The 16,956-nt window shown below is 70.7% G+C and carries 19 protein-coding genes; 5 read left to right on the forward strand and 14 right to left on the reverse strand.

Going from position 1 to position 16,956, the window contains the following annotated elements:
- The first annotated feature begins 181 nt into the window (after nucleotides 1–181).
- The 5 genes from MQC88_RS07550 to MQC88_RS07570 all read left to right on the forward strand — a co-directional run bounded on the left by MQC88_RS07550 (nucleotide 182) and on the right by MQC88_RS07570 (nucleotide 5,065).
- Nucleotides 182–2,332 (forward strand): toll/interleukin-1 receptor domain-containing protein, encoded by a 2,151-nt coding sequence (locus tag MQC88_RS07550; RefSeq protein WP_243320690.1) that lies wholly within the window; start codon nucleotides 182–184, stop codon nucleotides 2,330–2,332.
- Between the two features lie 129 nt (nucleotides 2,333–2,461).
- A complete protein-coding gene (locus MQC88_RS07555; protein ID WP_243320692.1) occupies nucleotides 2,462–2,860 on the forward strand; it encodes a hypothetical protein in 399 nt (132 codons plus the stop codon).
- Between the two features lie 112 nt (nucleotides 2,861–2,972).
- The gene (locus MQC88_RS07560; protein WP_243320694.1) at nucleotides 2,973–3,536 is read left to right on the forward strand and encodes a YqgE/AlgH family protein; all 564 of its coding nucleotides are present in this window, start codon (nucleotides 2,973–2,975) and stop codon (nucleotides 3,534–3,536) included.
- Complete coding sequence (ruvX, locus tag MQC88_RS07565) at nucleotides 3,529–4,029, forward strand: Holliday junction resolvase RuvX (RefSeq protein ID WP_243320696.1); 501 nt, start codon at nucleotides 3,529–3,531, stop codon at nucleotides 4,027–4,029. The genes MQC88_RS07560 and ruvX overlap by 8 nt, the downstream gene beginning before the upstream one ends.
- A gap of 88 nt (nucleotides 4,030–4,117) precedes the next feature.
- Complete coding sequence (locus MQC88_RS07570; RefSeq protein WP_243320697.1) at nucleotides 4,118–5,065, forward strand: aspartate carbamoyltransferase catalytic subunit; 948 nt, start codon at nucleotides 4,118–4,120, stop codon at nucleotides 5,063–5,065.
- A 51-nt stretch (nucleotides 5,066–5,116) separates the two neighbouring features.
- Here MQC88_RS07570 and mgtE read toward each other — a convergent pair whose 3' ends face one another.
- The 14 genes from mgtE to MQC88_RS07640 form a co-directional block, all read right to left on the reverse strand.
- On the reverse strand, nucleotides 5,117–6,478 hold the full coding sequence (gene mgtE, locus MQC88_RS07575; protein WP_243320699.1) for a magnesium transporter: 1,362 nt from the start codon (nucleotides 6,476–6,478) through the stop codon (nucleotides 5,117–5,119).
- A 195-nt stretch (nucleotides 6,479–6,673) separates the two neighbouring features.
- Nucleotides 6,674–8,389 carry a phosphoenolpyruvate--protein phosphotransferase gene (gene ptsP, locus MQC88_RS07580; protein ID WP_243320700.1) on the reverse strand — a complete coding sequence of 572 codons (1,716 nt, stop codon included), beginning with the start codon at nucleotides 8,387–8,389 and terminating at the stop codon, nucleotides 6,674–6,676.
- A complete protein-coding gene (locus MQC88_RS07585; RefSeq protein WP_243320702.1) occupies nucleotides 8,389–8,658 on the reverse strand; it encodes an HPr family phosphocarrier protein in 270 nt (89 codons plus the stop codon). Before MQC88_RS07585 ends, ptsP begins: the two co-directional genes overlap by 1 nt.
- 12 nt (nucleotides 8,659–8,670) lie before the next feature.
- The gene (locus MQC88_RS07590) at nucleotides 8,671–9,063 is read right to left on the reverse strand and encodes a PTS sugar transporter subunit IIA (RefSeq protein ID WP_243320703.1); all 393 of its coding nucleotides are present in this window, start codon (nucleotides 9,061–9,063) and stop codon (nucleotides 8,671–8,673) included.
- Between the two features lie 155 nt (nucleotides 9,064–9,218).
- Nucleotides 9,219–10,067, reverse strand: coding sequence for an RNase adapter RapZ (gene rapZ / locus MQC88_RS07595; protein WP_315857093.1), 849 nt, complete (start codon nucleotides 10,065–10,067; stop codon nucleotides 9,219–9,221).
- Between the two features lie 26 nt (nucleotides 10,068–10,093).
- A complete protein-coding gene (gene hprK, locus MQC88_RS07600; RefSeq protein WP_243320707.1) occupies nucleotides 10,094–11,047 on the reverse strand; it encodes an HPr(Ser) kinase/phosphatase in 954 nt (317 codons plus the stop codon).
- A 63-nt stretch (nucleotides 11,048–11,110) separates the two neighbouring features.
- Nucleotides 11,111–11,572, reverse strand: coding sequence for a PTS sugar transporter subunit IIA (locus MQC88_RS07605; RefSeq protein WP_243320709.1), 462 nt, complete (start codon nucleotides 11,570–11,572; stop codon nucleotides 11,111–11,113).
- An 18-nt stretch (nucleotides 11,573–11,590) separates the two neighbouring features.
- Entirely contained in the window at nucleotides 11,591–11,920 is a 330-nt protein-coding gene (gene hpf / locus MQC88_RS07610; RefSeq protein ID WP_243320711.1) for a ribosome hibernation-promoting factor, HPF/YfiA family, read from the reverse strand.
- Nucleotides 11,921–12,037: 117 nt separating this feature from the next.
- On the reverse strand, nucleotides 12,038–13,465 hold the full coding sequence (locus tag MQC88_RS07615) for an RNA polymerase factor sigma-54 (RefSeq protein ID WP_243320713.1): 1,428 nt from the start codon (nucleotides 13,463–13,465) through the stop codon (nucleotides 12,038–12,040).
- 85 nt (nucleotides 13,466–13,550) lie between these two features.
- Nucleotides 13,551–14,270 (reverse strand): LPS export ABC transporter ATP-binding protein, encoded by a 720-nt coding sequence (gene lptB, locus MQC88_RS07620; protein ID WP_243320716.1) that lies wholly within the window; start codon nucleotides 14,268–14,270, stop codon nucleotides 13,551–13,553.
- Nucleotides 14,270–14,845 (reverse strand): lipopolysaccharide transport periplasmic protein LptA, encoded by a 576-nt coding sequence (lptA, locus tag MQC88_RS07625; protein ID WP_243320718.1) that lies wholly within the window; start codon nucleotides 14,843–14,845, stop codon nucleotides 14,270–14,272. Before lptA ends, lptB begins: the two co-directional genes overlap by 1 nt.
- Nucleotides 14,829–15,386 carry an LPS export ABC transporter periplasmic protein LptC gene (gene lptC / locus MQC88_RS07630; RefSeq protein ID WP_243320719.1) on the reverse strand — a complete coding sequence of 186 codons (558 nt, stop codon included), beginning with the start codon at nucleotides 15,384–15,386 and terminating at the stop codon, nucleotides 14,829–14,831. The genes lptA and lptC overlap by 17 nt, the downstream gene beginning before the upstream one ends.
- Complete coding sequence (locus MQC88_RS07635; protein WP_243320721.1) at nucleotides 15,383–15,919, reverse strand: KdsC family phosphatase; 537 nt, start codon at nucleotides 15,917–15,919, stop codon at nucleotides 15,383–15,385. Before MQC88_RS07635 ends, lptC begins: the two co-directional genes overlap by 4 nt.
- Before the next feature lie 27 nt (nucleotides 15,920–15,946).
- A complete protein-coding gene (locus tag MQC88_RS07640; RefSeq protein ID WP_243320724.1) occupies nucleotides 15,947–16,942 on the reverse strand; it encodes a KpsF/GutQ family sugar-phosphate isomerase in 996 nt (331 codons plus the stop codon).
- Nucleotides 16,943–16,956 lie beyond the last annotated feature (14 nt).

A 16,956-nucleotide genomic window follows, 5' to 3' on the forward strand; every position in this document is an offset into this window, starting at 1 on the left:
CCGCGTCACAGGGTTGGCGGTCCGCGGCTGTCCGCATCCACGGGGTGGGCGCGTTCATACAGGGCCATCGAGGCGCCACCGGCGATGGCAGCGCGCACGGAATGCCAGGGACGATCGTCGCAGCGGCGATCGGCGGCATCCGCTCCGTACGACGTCATCCGTCCTCCCCCGGGGATCGCCGATGCCGCAGTGCAAGTACCACGCGTTCATCAGCTACAGCCACGCCGACCGCCGCTGGGCCGACTGGCTGCACAAGGCGTTGGAGACCTATCTGATCCCGCAGCGCCTGGTCGGGCGCACGACCGCCGCCGGGACGATCCCGAAACGGTTCGCACCGGTGTTCCGCGACCGCGATGAACTGCCCAGCGCCACCGACCTCGACCGCAAGGTCAACGAGGCGCTGGCGCAGTCGGCCGCGCTGGTGGTGATCTGCTCGCCGCACTCGGCCAGTTCGCGCTGGGTGGACGCGGAAGTGCGCGAGTTCAAGCGCCTCGGGCGCGAGCAACGCGTGTTCTGCCTGATCGTGGATGGCGAACCCAACGCGGGCGACATACCCGGCCGCGAACACGAGGAATGCTTCGCTCCCGCTTTGCGCCATCGCATCGGCGCCGATGGCGGATCGATGCCCGGGCGTACCGAGCCCATCGCCGCCGACGCCCGCCCCGGCAAGGACGGCAAGGCAAACGCCAAGCTCAAGTTGCTGTCGGGACTGCTCGATGTCGGCTTCGACGAGTTGCGCCAGCGCGAGCAGCAGCGCGCGCACCGGAAACTGGCGTGGGTGGCCGGGCTCTCGCTGGTCGGCATGCTGGCCACCAGCGGGCTGGCCGCGTTCGCGCTGCATGCGCGCAACCAGGCGCAATTCCAGCGCGAGCAGGCCGAGAACCTGATCGGCTTCATGCTCGGCAACCTGAAGGACAAGCTCGACGAGGTCAATCGACTGGACATCCTCGACGAGGTCGCCGACCACGTCATGGGCTATTGGGATGCGCAAGGCCCCGGTGCGAGCGTGGAGGGGAGCGGGAAGCGCGCGAAGGCGCTGTTGATGATCGGCCAGGTCAGGCTGGCCCAGGGCCGCATGGACGACGCCGGGAGGGCTTTCGCCGAATCGCTGGATATCGCCAGGGCGACCGCCGCCCGGCAGCCCGGCAACCCCGACCTGCAGATGGCGGTCGTCGATGCCTATTCCTTCCAGGGGCTCAACGAGTGGCAGCGCGGCGACATCGATGCCGCCCTGGCCCGTTTTGACAAGGCACTGCCGATCGTGGCCCGGGTCGTGCACGCGCACCCGCGAAACGGGGATTGGCAGGAGCGCTTGATGTGGGCCTACAACAACCGGGGACACCTGCGCGAAGTGCGCGGCCAGTTCGAGCAGGCGCTGGGCGATTACGTTTCCGTCCAGCGGGTCGCGCAAGCGCTGGTCGAGCGGCAACCCGGCAACGCCAAATACAAGCAGCGATTGGCGGATACCTATGACTCGCTCGGGCAGCTGTTGTACAAGCAGGGCAACCTGGCCGGCGCGGAACGCTACTATGCGGCCGAGCGCGCGCTGCTGCGCACCCTCCTGGCCGACGATCCACGCAACAACGTGACCAGGGCCTATCTGGCGGCGGCGGATACGTTCTATGCGCACGTAGCCGGGTCGCGCGGGCAGCTGGATGAGGCACGGGAAAGCCTGCAACGCGCCCATGACGTCGGCAGCGCGATGCTGGCCGAAAGCCCGGGCGACGTGGACCTCGCGGGAGACCTTGCGTCGTATTGCCGCAGGCTCGCCAGGGTCATGCGCCTGCAAGGGGACCGGGTGGCTGCGCGCCGGATGCTGGCGCGCGCGACCACGCTCTACGGCGACATCGTCGCCCGCGCTCCGGATGGCGTCCGCGGCCGCCTCGGAAAGGCGGCAACCCTGCTGGAATCGGCGCAACTGGAATGGCAGGAAGGCCACCGCGCCCGCGCCGCCGGCCTGGCCGCTGGCGCGCGTTCCCAATACGCGGCCTTGCTCCAGGAACGCCCGGATAGCCGCGATGCCAGCCTGGGCCTGGCATCGGCGTTGCTCCTGCTCGGCAAGCTGGACGCGCACCTAGGCAGGCCTGCAGCGGCTGCGGACGCGTGGAATCGTTCGCTCGACGCATTGCGTGTCTATGGCGATGATTCGCGGGACCCGGAGCAACTGTCGGTCCGCGCGGAGTTGCTGCAATTGCTGGGGCGGACCACGGAAGCGCGCGTCCTCGTCAGCCGGCTCGATGCGGCCGGTTATCGCGATCCCGCGTTCCTCGAGTGGGCTGCCGCGGGCATCAGGCCTCGTCCAGCAGCGACGCCGACGAACGGGAATCGATAGTGGAGATCCGGCAACTGCGCGGGGCGCGCAAACGACATTCGGATGGGGCGCGCATGCCCACCCGATGACGGCCCGGACCGGCTCAGCAGGAATATCAGGGGAACACCGGCAACCACGAGGAGCAACGCCATGGCGATCAAAGTGAGACTCAGGGGCGATACCGTCACCGTGCACCCAGCGGTGCACGCGATGAACAGGGGCAAGCGCCCGGTGGAATGGCGGCCCCACGAGAACAGCGACACCTTTACCTTCGACGATCCGCCGATCACCTTCGACGATCCCGGGGCGCCTTTCACCGGCATCACCGCTAGCGGCGACAGCGCCTCGGGCACCGACGACAACAGTGCCACGGCGGACACCGACTACGGCTACCACGTGCACCTGATCGACGCCGACGGCAACCACATCACGTATCCAGCCAAGGGCGGCACGATGCCGGCGGGTCGGAGTACCCAGGTCGCGAACGCGCGGCAGGGCGGGGACGGCTTGCTCCAGAGCGACCCGGTGATCCGCAATCGCCCGACCTGAGCGTGGCAACCATGCCGGCGGCTGCCGGGGTGCGGCGCGGCACCAGGCCGGCGCCCCGCCGGCATCACGCCGCCGTAGGGAACGCGGCCGGACGGCACGCTAGAATTGGGGCATGGACGCCCCGGGTACCCTCGCCAACCAGCTGCTGATCGCGTTGCCGACGCTGGCCGACCCCAATTTTTCGCGCAGCGTCGCGCTGGTCTGCCAGCACGACGCGGATGGCGCGATGGGCGTGGTCATCAACCGTGCTTCCGAATACACGCTGGGCGAGGTGTTCCGGCAGATGGGCATCGACAGCGACGACGACGGGCTCAAGGCGCGCCAGGTGCTGGCCGGAGGTCCCGTGCACCCGGAGCGCGGCTTCGTCATCCATGACGGCGCGCGGGAATGGGATTCCAGCCTCGCCATCGCCGACGGCCTCTACGTCACCACCTCGCGCGACGTGCTGGAAGCGATGGCGCGCGGTGAAGGCCCGGCGTCGGCGACCGTGGCGCTGGGCTGTGCCGGCTGGGGTGCGGGGCAACTGGAACACGAACTGGTCGAGAACAGCTGGCTGACGGTGCCGGCCGACGCCGAGGTGCTGTTCGTGCTGCCGCTGGAGGCGCGCTGGCAGGCCGCCGCCGGGCGCATCGGCGTGGACCTGGCGCGGATGGCGGACTACAGCGGCCATGCCTGAGCGCAACGCGCCGGCGGTGACGCAGGCGCCGGCGCCGCCGTCGATCCCGCGCGACGGGACCGTGCTCGGCTTCGACGTCGGCGCCCGCCGGATCGGGGTCGCCGTCGGCAGCGCCTTCGGCCACGGCGCGCGCGCGCTGGCGGTGGTCGACGTGCATGCCCAGGGCCCGGACTGGCCGGCGATCGACCGCCTGCAGCGCGAATGGCGGCCGGACGGTTGCGTGGTCGGCGATCCGCTGACCCTGGACGGTGGCGACCAGCCGATCCGCGGCGTCGCCCATGCCTTCGCCGCGCAGCTGCGAACGCGCTACGCCCTGCCGGTGGTGCTGGTGGACGAGCGCTCGAGTTCGATCGAGGCCGCGCAGCGCTTCGCGGTCGACCGCGCGCAGGGCCGCCGCAAGCGCCGCGACGCGGCGGTGCTGGACGCGGTCGCCGCGGCGGTGATCGTCGAGCGCTGGCTGGCCGCGCCGCAGGATGCGCAGCCGCTTGCGTGATGCATTCCGGGCGCGCCTGTGGCCCATCCGCCCTTTGGGCACTTTTCCCCGCATGCGGGGAGAAGGACAACCGCGAGCCTGAGCCCAGATGACCGAACAACTCGATTCCAACGGACGCCTGCGCCACCTGCTGACCCTCGAGGGCCTGCCGCGCCCGGTGCTGCTGCGCTTGCTCGACCGCGCGCAGGCGCTGCGCGAGCACGCCTTCGACGGCACCGCGCTGCGCGCGACGCTGGCCGGCAAGGCGGTGTGCAACCTGTTCTTCGAACCCTCCACGCGCACGCGTTCCAGCTTCAGGCTGGCGGCGACGCGGCTGGGCGCCGACACGCTGGATTTCGACGCCTCGACATCGTCGACCAAGAAGGGCGAGAGCGCGGCCGACACCCTGCGCACGCTGGAGGCGATGGGCGTGCACGGCTTCGTCGTGCGCCATCCCGACGATGGCGCGGTCGCGGCGCTGGCACGCGTCGCGGGCGACGGCACCGCACTGGTCAACGCCGGCGACGGTCGCCATGCGCATCCCACCCAGGGCCTGCTCGACATGCTCACGCTGCGCCAGGCCCGGGGCGACGATTTCGCCGCGATGAAGGTGCTGATCGTCGGCGACGTGAGGCATTCACGGGTGGCGCGCTCGGACCTGCACGCCTTGCGCATCCTGGGCGCCGGCGACATCCGCGTCTGCGGCCCGCAATCGCTGTTGCCGGACGACGGAACGCTCTCTGGCTGCACGGTGAGCGGGGATTTCGACGCCGCGCTGGAAGGCGTCGACGCGGTGATGATGCTGCGCCTGCAGCGCGAGCGCATGGCCCAGGGCCTGGTGTCCTCGCTGGAGGACTACCACCGCGACTACGGGCTGACCGAAGCGCGCCTGCGCCGGGCCGCCCCCGATGCCGTGGTCATGCATCCCGGGCCGATGAACCGTGGCGTGGAGATCGATGCCGCGGTCGCCGACGGCCCGCAGTCGCTGGTGCTGCGCCAGGTGGGCAATGGCGTTGCGGTGCGCATGGCGGTGCTGGAGGCACTGCTGGCGCGCTGAGTGGCACCTGCCGGGGTGCGGGCCCTTTTCGCCGCCGCGCCTGCGGCGGCGTCAGTGCAGCAACACCAGCGTCGCCAGCCCGAGGAAGCTCAGGAATCCGATCACGTCGGTGACCGTGGTCAGGATCACGCCGCCGGCCAGCGCCGGGTCGAAGCCCATGCGCTTGAGCGTCAGCGGAACCAGCACGCCGGCAAGCGCCGCCGCACTGAGGTTGATGGTCAGCGCGCTGGCGATCACCAGCGACAGCCGCCAGTTCTGGAACCACGCCAGCGCGACCAGCGCGACCACGGTGCCCAGCATCAGGCCATTGATCACGGCGACGCGGATCTCCTTCCACAACAGCACCTTGGCATTGCTTGCGCCGACCTGGCCCAGCGCCAGGCCACGGACCATCAACGCCAGCACCTGCGTTCCCGCGTTGCCGCCCATGCCGGCGACGATCGGCATCAGCACGGCCAGCGCGACCACCTGCTGCAGCGTGCCCTCGAACTGGCCGACCACGCTGGAGGCGAGGAAGGCGGTGACCAGGTTGATGCCCAGCCACAGCATGCGGCCGCGTACCGCGCGCCGCACCGGGCTGAACAGGTCCTCGTCCTCGTCCAGGCCCGCCGCGCCCAGTGCCTGGTGCTCCGCCTGCTCGCGGATGATGTCGACCACGTCGTCGATGGTGATGCGGCCGAGCAGGATGTTGTTGTCGTCCACGACCGGCGCGGAGATCCAGTCGTGGTCGGAGAACTGGCGTGCGACCTCGTCGGCGGATTCGGTCACGTCGATCGCCGGCTGCTCGTCGTCGAGCAATTCGTTGATCGGGGTGTTGGCTTCGTGCGTGAGCAGCGCCTGCAACGCGATCCGACCGAGGTACTGGTGCCGGCGGCTGACGACGTAGAGGTGGTCGGTGTGGTCGGGCAACTCGCCGCGCAGGCGCAGGTAGCGCAGCACCACGTCGACCGTGGTGTCGGTGCGCACCGTCACCACGTCGGGATTCATCAGGCGCCCGGCGCTGTCCTCGGGATAGGACAGCACCTGCTCGAGCCGCTCGCGGTTCTCGCGGTCCATCGACTTGAGGACTTCGTCGATGACGGTGTCGGGCAGGTCCTCGACCAGGTCGGCGAGGTCGTCGATGTCGAGGTCCTCGACCGCGGCCACGATCTCGTCCGGGTCCATGTCCGCGATCAGGCCCTCGCGGACCTCGTCGCCGACGTGCAGCAACACCTCGCCGTCGTCCTCGGCGTCGACCAGGCCCCAGACCACGGTGCGCTGGCCCGGGGGCAGCGATTCGAGCAGGTTGCCGATCTCGGCCGGCGACAGCGTGTTGACCAGCCGCCGCACCGGCCCGAGGCGACCGCTGTCCAGCGCGTCGGAAAGCAGTCGCAGCTGGCGCGCGGTCTTGTCGTGGCGGACGGCTTCGGCCATGCGGGCTTCCCGTGCTGGAGGCGGGTGGAGCGGGTCGCATCCGCGATCGGCGCGACAGGATCAGGCGTTCATGCCGCCATTATCGCCCGCGGGCATCCCGGTGCACAGCCTGTGGGCGTGGATCGGGCGCGAAACGGGAACCGTGGCGATGTTGCCGGCAGCGATGGCGGCAGGACGCGCGGCTGCGGGCCGCTGCTACGCGATGCCGGCCTGCCGCAGCCATTGCTCGATCGAGGCGCGGTCGCGCGCGCGCAACAGCGCGCCCGCGCGCGCCCGCAAGCCGCCGAGGTCGCAGTCGCGGATCGCGCGGCGCACTTCCAGCAGGGTAGCCGGATGCAGGCTGAATTCCTCCAGCCCCAGCGCCAGCAGCAGCGGGACGAAGGTCGCGTCGCCGGCCATCTCGCCGCACACCGCCACCGGCTTGCCGCGCAGCCGTGCGATCCGGATCACGTCGCGCAGCAGCCGCAGCACCGCCGGATGCAGCGGGGTGTACAGCTCACCGAGGGCATCGTTGTTGCGGTCGGCCGCGAGCAGGTATTGCACCAGGTCGTTGGTGCCGATGGAGAGGAAATCGAGCTCGCGGATGAAGCCGGGCAGGGCGATGGCAGCCGCGGGCACCTCGATCATCGCGCCCAGCGGGATCGCGTCGGCGACCTCGAAACCGGCCTCGCGCACCTCATCGACGACCCGCTGCAGCCGCGCGCGCACCGCGACGAACTCCTCGCGGCTGCTGAGCATCGGCACCAGCACCCGCACCGGGCCGTAACCGGACGCGCGGACGATGGCGCGCATCTGGGTGTCGAACAGTGCCTCGCGCGCCAGCGACAGGCGCACGCCGCGCAGCCCCAGCGCCGGGTTGGGTTCGTAGTCGAGCGTGAGCCCGGTGCGGTCGGCCTTGTCGGCGCCCAGGTCCAGGGTGCGGATGGTGACCGTGCGCCCGGTCATGCCAAGCACCAGGTCGCGGTAGGCGTGGAACTGGGCATCCTCGTCGGGCAATTCGCTGCTGCCCAGGAACAGGAATTCGGTGCGGTACAAGCCGACGCCCGCGGCGCCGAGCGCATGCGCCTCGGCCACGTCCTCGCGCGACTCGGCGTTGGCCCACAGGCGGATGTCGACCCCGTCGAGCGTGCGCGACGGCTCGCGGCGCAGGCGCTTGAGCTGCTTGCGCTCGCGCGCTTGCTCGCGCACGCGGCTGCGGTGCGCGCGCAGGTCGGAGGCATCGGGCTCGACCACCACCGAGCCGCTGCCTCCATCGACCGCCAGCACGTCGCCATCGTTGATCTTCTGCAGCGCGAGGGTCGCGCCCACCACCAGTGGCAGGTGCAGGCTGCGCGCCAGGATCGCGCTGTGCGACAACGCGCTGCCGCCGGTGGTCACCACCGCCATCACCCCCTGGCCCTGCAGTTGCGCCAGTTCCGCGGGCGCGACGTTGTCGGTGACCAGGATCTCGCCGGCCACGCCCTGCAGGTCGGCGCCGCGCCGGTGCAGGGCGGCATGGATGCGGCCGATCACCTGGTCGATGTCGTCGATCCTGCTGCGCAGGTAGGCATCGTCCATGCCGTCGAACACGGCGGCGATGCGGTTGCGTTGCAGGCGCAGCGCGTAGTCGGCGGAATAGCGACCGGTGCGGATCAGGTCGTCGAGGCCGTGCAGCAACTCCGGGTCGTCGAGCAGCAGCGCGTGCAGGTCGAGGAACTCGCCGACCTCCTGCGCCAGCGCGCCGTGCAGGCGTTCGCGCAGGCCGTGCATGTCGCTGCGGACGATGCGGATGGCTTCGTGCAGGCGGTCGAGTTCGGCGTTGACGTCGTCGATGCGTTCCTCGGCGACCTCGAGCACGTGGGGCACGCGAACCCGCGCGCGCCCGAGCGCGGTGCCGCGCGACGCGCCGTGCCCGGGCAGTACCCGCCGCATCAGCCTTCCTCGTCGAACAGGCGCTCGAACAGTCCCGCCACGGCGTCGGCCGCCGCGGCCTCGTCCTCGCCTTCCACGCGCAGCAGCACCGGCGTACCCATGCCGGCGGCCAGCAGCATCACGCCCATGATGCTCTTGGCGTTGACCTCGCGGCCCTTGGCCGCCAACGTGGCATAGCTGCGGTAGCCGGACAGCAGCTGCACCAGCTTGGCGGTCGCGCGCGCGTGCAGGCCGAGGCGGTTGGCGATCATGAGCTCGCGTTCGATCACGGGCGGGCGGCCTCAGGCATCGTCATGGATCACCCCGTTGCGGGCGCCGGCGGCGGCGACCGCGGGCAGTTCGTCGAGGTCCAGCTCGGCATAGTTCATCACCCGCAGCAGCATCGGCAGGCTCACCGCCGAGACCCGTCGCACCGGCGTCCCCAGCCGCGCGAGCCTGGCGGCGAGGTTGCTCGGAGTGGCGCCATACAGGTCGGTCAACAGCAGCACGCCGACGCCGTCGTCGACCCGCCGCAGCGCGGCGCTGGCCGCGGGTAGCAGGGCGTCGGGATCGGCGTCGAACGCCACCTCGAAGGCTTCGGCCTTGAGCGGCAACTGCCGCAGCAACCGGGTCGCCACCGCGATCAGCGCCGGCCCGATGCCTGGGTGGGTGACGAGGAGGATGCCGACGGCCATGGCACCAAGTTAGCAGAGGCCGGCGATCGGCCAAAGCCCGGCCGCGACGGACGTGGCGTGGCGGCCGCGCCCGGCCAACCCCGGTGGCCTTGGTGTCGATGCTCCCGTACCGCAGCTGCCGTCCGGTCGTCGCGGCCGACGGGCCGCGCGCGGCGTCAATCGAGCTCGCGGTGGTGCACGGCGACTTCGCCCCAGCCGCGTTCCCGGCAGTGCGCGGCTAGGTGCTCGGCCAGGTACACCGAACGATGGCGGCCGCCAGTGCAGCCGAAGGCGATGGTGGCGTAGCTGCGGGTGTCCGAGCGCAGCCGCGGCAGCCAGTGATCGAGGAAGGTGGCGACCTGGCTGCTGTATTCGGCCACTTCCGGTTGTGCCTCCAGGTACTCGCGCACCGCCGGGTCGCGACCGGCCAGCGGTCGCAGCTCCGGGTTCCAGTGCGGGTTGGGCAGCACCCGCGCATCGAACACGAAGTCAGCCTCCGGCGGCACGCCGCGCCGGTAGGCGAAGGATTCGAACAGCAGCGACAGGGTCTCGTCGCCGCCGAGGCCGAACTCCGTGATCACCGTGCGCCGCAGCTGGTGCACGTTCAGCGTGCTGGTGTCGATCACGCTGTCGGCGATGCGGCGCAGCGGCTTGAGGACCTGGCGCTCGAGCGAGATCGCATCGGCAAGCACCAGCCCGAGGTGGCTGAGCGGGTGCCGGCGGCGGGTGTCGGCGTAGCGCCGCAGCAGCACGGTGTCCTGGGTGTCGAAAAACACCAGCCGCGGGTCCAGCCCCATCGCGCCCACCGCCGACAGCCAGTCCGGGATGTTGGCCAGGTCGCTGTGGCGGTTGCGCACGTCGATGCCGACCGCGAGCTTGTCCGGCGCACCGTCGTCGCCGGCGACGCTGCGCACGAATTCCGGCAACAGTTCCGCCGGCAGGTTGTCGACGCAATAGAAGCCCAGGTCCTCGAGGGTCTTCAGTGCGACCGACTTGCCGGAACCGGACATGCCGCTGACGATGATCAGCAACGGGTGGTGGGCATCGCCGCTCACGTCGCCCGCTCCAGGAAATGGCTGTGCCGCGCCATGAAAGCGGCAGCCGGGTCGACGCCCTTGGCGCGCAGGATATGCACGCGCGCGGCGGCTTCGCTGAGCACCGCCAGGTTGCGGCCCGCCATCACCGGCAAGGTGATCACGGGCACGTCCAGGTCGAGCACGCGGCGTGCGCCGCTGTCGCCGGTCAGGCGTTCCAGCCCGTCGGCCGAGCGCACCGGCTCGGCCATCGGCCGGGTCAGGTGCACCACCAGGCGCAGGTACTTGTTCCGCTTCACCGCGGTGTCGCCGAACATCTCGCGGATGTTGAGCACGCCCAGGCCGCGGACCTCGAGCAGGTCCTGCAGCAGCTCCGGGCAGGTGCCGTCGAGCACGTCCGGCGCGATCTGGGTGAACTCGGGCGCGTCGTCGGCGACCAGTCGATGGCCGCGGGTGACCAGTTCGAGCGCCAGTTCGCTCTTGCCCGACCCCGATTCTCCGGTGATCAGCACGCCGATCGAGTAGATCTCCATGAACACCCCGTGCAGCGTCACCCGTGGCGCGAGCTTGCGCGCCAGGTGGTACTGCAGGTGGTTGAGCAGTTCGTGGCCGCGCTTGGGCGAGGACCACAGCGGCGTCGACGATTCCTCCGCCGCCAGCCGCAGGTCCTCGGGGCAGGCCTGGTCCTTGCTGATCACCAGCGCCAGCGGCCGGAAATGCATGATCTTCTGGATCGTTTCCCAGCGCTGGCGCGAATCCAGGCCGTCCAGCCAGGACAGTTCCTCGGTGCCCAGGATCTGCACCTTGTTGGGGTAGATCGCGTTGAGGTATCCGGCCAGCGACGGTCGCCGCGCCACGGTCTCGACCGCCTCCAGCACGTGGTCGGCGCCTTCCTGGCCCGCAATCCAGCGCAGGTCGAGGCGTTCGCGCTGCTGTTCGAACAGTTCGTTGGCGCTGATCCGGGTGGTCATGTCCTGGCCGTCATGTGGGGCCGCAAGCGCGGGCCGTCCCGGCCCGGCGCCCGCCATGTTGCCTCATGGCGTGGTTGCGAGGGTACCCAGCAGCACGCCGCGCAATGCCTGCGCATCGCCCGCCTGCCGCAGGGCAGCGCGGAATGCGGGGTCGGCGAAGCGTTCGGCGAGCTCGGAGAGCAGCTGCAGGTGTTGCTGGGTGAAATGCTCTGGCACCGCCATCGCGAACACCAGGTCTACCGGCATGCCGTCGCCGGCGTCGAAGTCGACCGGGTGCTGCAGCCGCAGGAAGGCCGCGCGCACCTCCTCGAACGCATTGCTGCGACCGTGCGGGATGGCGACGCCGTGCCCGATCGCGGTGCTGCCCAGCCGTTCGCGCTGGCGCAGGCACTCGCCGATGGTGGCGGTCGTGGCGGGCGCGGCGTCGGCCAGCAGGCGCGCGGCCGCATCGAGCACGCGCTCGCGGTCGACCGGTTCGACCAGCAGCACGATGCGGTCGGCGCTGAGGAGTTCGGTCCAGGGCATCGGGTGTGCGGCGCCCGGTCAGGCGAAGTCGCCGCTGCGCGAGCTGCTCTCGGCGCGGCGATGGGCATCGACCTGTTTTTCCTTGTGCTTGACCAGCAGGCGGTCGAGCTTGTCGGCGAGCAGGTCGATCGCCGCGTACATGTCGATGGCGCTGGCATCGGCGTGCAGGGTGCGGCCGGCGATGTTGACGGTGGCCTCGGCGCGGTGGTCGGGCTTGTCGAGGCTGAGCTGGGTGCGCACGTCGAGCGGCTGCTCGAAATGGCGGCCCAGGCGCGCGAACTTCGTCTCGACGTAATCGCGCAGGGCCGGGGTGACCTCGATCTGCTGGCCGTGGGTTTCGATGCGCATCGCAACCTCCTTCGTCTGCGTGGACCGACAGCATCGCCCGGATCCCGGACGACGCTGTGAATACGCCGTTAAACCCGGTGACGGGAACGGTGCCCCCGCGGCGGGCGGCACCCGGGTTCAATCGATCCGGATGCGGTCGTGCGAGGGCGGGATGCGCATGGCCTCCCGGTATTTTGCCACGGTGCGGCGTGCGACCGGCACGCCCGTGGACTTGAGGGTTTCGGCCAGGCGTGCGTCCGACAGCGGCTTGCGCGGGTTCTCGTCCTCGATCAGCCGCCGGATCATCGACTGGATCGCGGTACTGGACGCCTCGCCGCCACCGTCGGTGTCGATGCCCGAAGCGAAGAACGCGCGCAACGGCAGGGTCCCGCGCGGGGTACGCACGTACTTGCGCGACACCGCGCGCGAGATGGTGGATTCGTGCAGCCCGACCTCGGCGGCGACTTCCCGCAGGGTCAGCGGGCGCAGCGCCTGGTCGCCGAATTCCAGGAATCCCGATTGCTGCCGCACCAGGCAACGCACCACCTTGAGCAGGGTTTCGCCGCGGGCCTGCAGGTTCTTCAGCAGCCAGCGCGCTTCCTGCAGGCGCCCGCGCAGGTAACCGGCGTCGTCGGCGCCGGCGGCGCCGATCATGCGTTCGTAGCCGCGGTGGATGGTCAGCCGCGGGGCGTGGCTGCTGGCCAGCGCCACCCGCCACACGCCCTGCTGCCGCCAGATCACGCAATCCGGGGTGATGTAGGTATCGGCAGGCAGCGCGCCGATCTGCGCGCCCGGCCGCGGGTCGAGCGTGCGCAGCAGCTGCAGCGCCGCCTGCACCTGGGCGGCATCGCACTGGAGTTCCGTGGCCAGGCCGTCGATGCCGGCCTTGGGCAGGCGTTCCAGTGGGCCGGCGGCGATGCGCAGCGCCAGCGCCTTGCCTGCGGTGTCTTCGGGCAGCAGTGCCAGCTGCAGCGCGAGGCATTCGCCGAGGTCGCGCGCGGCGACGCCGGGCGGGTCGAAGCGCTGCAACTGGCGCAGCACCGCGAGCACTTCCCCGGGCGTTGCCTCCAGATCCGGTCGCAGCGTCTCCAGCGTGGCTTCGACCGGTTCGCGCAGATAACCGTCGTCATCGATGGCGTCGATCAGCGCCAGGCCGATGCGGCGGTCGCGCGGCGACAGATGGGTGAGGTGCAACTGCCACAGCAGGTGGTCCTGCAGCGATTCGATCTCGACCGCGCGCTCGGCGGCCTCGCCGTCGTCCTCGTTCGATACCGGCCCAAGGCGTTGCTGCCAGGGCTCCTCGCCGCGCGTCCATGGCGGCAGGTCGTCCGCGGGGAAGGCATCGGGCGCGCCGTCGTCGGTCGCGTCGGCCGCGGGCTCCCCGGGGGTGTCGACGCTGGGCAGCGGTTCGGGCTCGGCCCAGTCCAGCAACGGGTTGCTTTCCACCGCGGAAGCCAGCTCGGCGTCCAGCTCGAGCGCCGACAGCTGCAGCAGGTGGATCGCCTGCCGCAACTGGGGCGTGAGCACCAGTTGCTGGCCGAGCGTGGTCTGAAGGCGGGGCTTCATGGCGGGTACAACGCGTCCAGGCTGGGGACGGCGGCCGCGTGGCCCGGATCGAGTCCCCGCTGCGGCCGCGGGTGGACCCCGGAGGCTACAGGCGGAAGGACTCGCCCAGGTACACGCGACGCACGTCCGGATTGGCCAGCAGCGCGTCCGGAGCCCCCTGCGCGAGCACGCCGCCTTCATTGAGGATATACGCGCGGTCGCAAATGCCCAAGGTCTCGCGCACGTTGTGGTCGGTGATCAGCACGCCGATGCCGCGGTTCTTGAGGTGGCGGACGATACGCTGGATCTCGCCGACTGAAATCGGGTCCACGCCCGCGAACGGTTCGTCCAGCAGCATCAGCCGCGGCTTGGCCGCCAGTGCGCGCGCGATTTCCACGCGGCGCCGTTCGCCGCCGGAAAGGCTGGCGCCGGCCTGGTCGGCGACGTGCGCGACCTGCAGTTCGTCCATCAGGCTTTCCAGCTCGCGCTCGCGCCCGGCCTGGTCCAGGTCCGGGCGCAGTTCCAGCACCAGCCGCAGGTTGTCGGCGACGCTGAGCTTGCGGAACACCGAGGGTTCCTGCGGCAGGTAGCCCACGCCCTGCTTGGCGCGGATGTACATCGGTTCGGCGGTGATGTCGCGGCCGTCGAGCAGGATCCGGCCGGCATCGGCCGGCACCAGGCCGACGATCATGTAGAAACACGTGGTCTTGCCGGCGCCGTTGGGGCCGAGCAGGCCGACGACCTCGCCGGCGTCCAGGCTGAGCCCGAAATCCCGAACCACCTCGCGCGAGCGGTAGCGCTTGCGCAGCCCCTCGGCGACCAGCATTACTCGCCGTCCTTGTCGTCCGGCGGCATGGACGCCGCGGCCGGTGCGGCCTGGGCGTTGCGCGGCAGGATCCGCATCTTCACCCGGCCACCGCCTTCGCCGCCGCTCTCGACGCTGCCGGACTTGAGGTTGTAGACCACCCGCTGCCCGCTCATGCTGCCGCGCGGCTGCTGGATCTGGACGTCGCCGGTGAAGACCACGACCTCGGTGCGCAGGTTGTAGTCGACGCCGTTGGCGCGCGCGGTCATCGGCGTGCCGTCGTCCATGACCTGCTTGAGCACCACCGGGCCGCCGCTGAACACCGCACGGGTCGGCTCGCTGTCGACCATGGTGATGCGCGCGGTGCTGGAAGTGATGTCGAGGCTGCCCTGGGTGATGTGCACGCCGCCCGACAGCGTGTTGGTGCTGTCGGCGCTGAAGGTGCCTACCTGGTGGCCGGCCTCGATGTCCATCGGTTGCCGGCGGTCGGCGGTGCGCGCCAGCACGGTGGTGGCCGCGAGCATGGCGGCCAGGGCGAACAGCAGCGCCGTGGGGCGCGCGGTCGCGTGGCGGCGGGGATCAGCGTGGCGGGACATGGCGGATGCGTACCTGCGACTTGATTTCGTAATGCCTGGTGGCCAGGTTGGTAACCAAGCCACGGCCGCGCAGTATAGAACCGGGCTGGGTGATGGTGACGGCCACGGGGGAGGTGGCCACGTTGCGGTTGGGGAATACGTTCAGCCGCTGGGTCCGCATCTCCACCTTGCGCCCCTCCGGCGGGCCGTCGACGCGGACGTCGTCGCGCAAGCGCAGTTCATTGCCCTTTTCCGAGACCCAGCCGGTCTTCGCCCGCACCTGCCAGTAGTGCTGCTCCGAATCGGGCAGCAGGAACAGCGGCGTCTCCATCGTCATGGTGTGGTCGCCGGGGTCGCGCTCCATCCGCGGCGCGCGCAGCGTGAACGATTCCTTGCCGGTGGCGCCATCCAGCGCGACCAGTTCGAAATCGTGCAGCACGTAGTCGGAGCGGCCACTGCTGCCGCGGTTGTCGCTCGACTCGCCGCGATGGGTCCACACCGACCAGCCCGAGACGATCGCGCCGGCAAGCAGCAGCAGCGTCAGCGTGGTGCGCCAGTTCATGCCAGCAGGCCTTCGACCTTGCCCTGTGCGGCCAGCAGCAGGTCGCACAGCTCGCGCGCCGCGCCCTTGCCGCCACGGGCGACGGTCCGCCAGTGCACGCGCTCGCGGATCCACGGGTGCGCGTCGGCCGGCGCCGCCGCCAGCCCCACTTCGCGCAGCACCCCCAGGTCGGCGAGGTCGTCGCCCATGAAGGCGACCGCATCCATGTCCACGCCCTGGCGCGCGGCGAGTTCGCGCACGCAGGCAAGCTTGTCCTTGACCTGCGAGAACGCCTGGGCGCCGAGTTCGGCGGCGCGGCGTTCGGCGATCGCGCCCGGGCGCGCGGTGACGAAGGCGACCGCGATCCCGAAGCGCTGCAGCAACGCCAGGCCCTGGCCGTCCTGGACGTGGAACGCCTTGGTTTCGCGGCCGTCGGCATCCAGCAGCAGGCGGCCGTCGGTCAGCGTGCCATCGACATCGAAGCAGGCGAGGCGGACCTTCGCGGCGCGCGCGAGGATGTCGGCGGGGAAATCGCTGGTATGGGAATAGGGCATCGGCGGCGTGTCAGCGGGCGCGTGGCATCACACCACCCGTGCGCGCAACAAGTCATGAATGTTGAGCGCGCCGACCACGCGGCCGTCGTCGTCCACCACCAGCAAGGCGTTGATCTTGTGCGCTTCCATCATCTGCGCGGCCTCGACCGCGAGCGCGTCGGAGCCGATGGATTTGGGCGTCCGCGTCATCACCTCGGCGATGCGGGTCGCGCGCAGGTCGATCGCGGCATCGTCCAGGGTGCGGCGTAGGTCGCCATCGGTGTACAGGCCGAGCAGGCGGTCGTCGTCGTCGACCACCGCGGTGATGCCCAGGTGCTTGCGGCTCATCTCCAGCAACGCTTCGCTGAGCGAGGCTTCCGCGCGGACGCGGGGAACGCCCTCGCCGCTGTGCATCACGTCGGTGATGTGCAGCAACAGGCGCCTGCCGAGCGTGCCGGCGGGGTGCGAACGGGCGAAGTCGTCGGCGGTGAATCCGCGCGCCTCCAGCAATGCGACGGCGAGCGCATCGCCCAACGCCAGCGCCGCGGTGGTGCTGGCGGTCGGGGCGAGGTCGAGCGGGCAGGCTTCGGCCGGGACGCTGACGTCGAGGTGTATGTCGGCGGTGCTTGCCAGGGTCGAATCGGCGCGGCCGGTCATGGCGATGACCTGGTTGCCCTGGCGCTTGAGCACCGGCAGCAGCATCAGCAGTTCGTCGGTCTCGCCGGAGTAGGAGAGCGCCAGCACCACGTCGGCGTCGGTGATCATGCCCAGGTCGCCGTGCCCGGCTTCGCCCGGGTGCACGTAGAAGGCCGGGGTACCGGTGGAGGCGAAGGTCGCGGCGATCTTGCGGGCGATGTGCCCCGACTTGCCCATCCCGGTGCAGACCACGCGCCCGCGCCCGCCCAGCAGCAACCGGCAGGCGGCGCTGAAGGCGCCGTCGATGCGCGCGGCGATCGCCTCCAGCCCGCGGGTCTCGACCTCGAGCACGCGGCGGCCGCTGGCGGCAAAGTCGAACATGTCGGGAGATGCGGGCTCGGGCGCCATCGGCACGGTGGTGC

The organism is Cognatiluteimonas sedimenti (assembly GCF_022808325.1).
Lineage (GTDB): Bacteria > Pseudomonadota > Gammaproteobacteria > Xanthomonadales > Xanthomonadaceae > Cognatiluteimonas > Cognatiluteimonas sedimenti.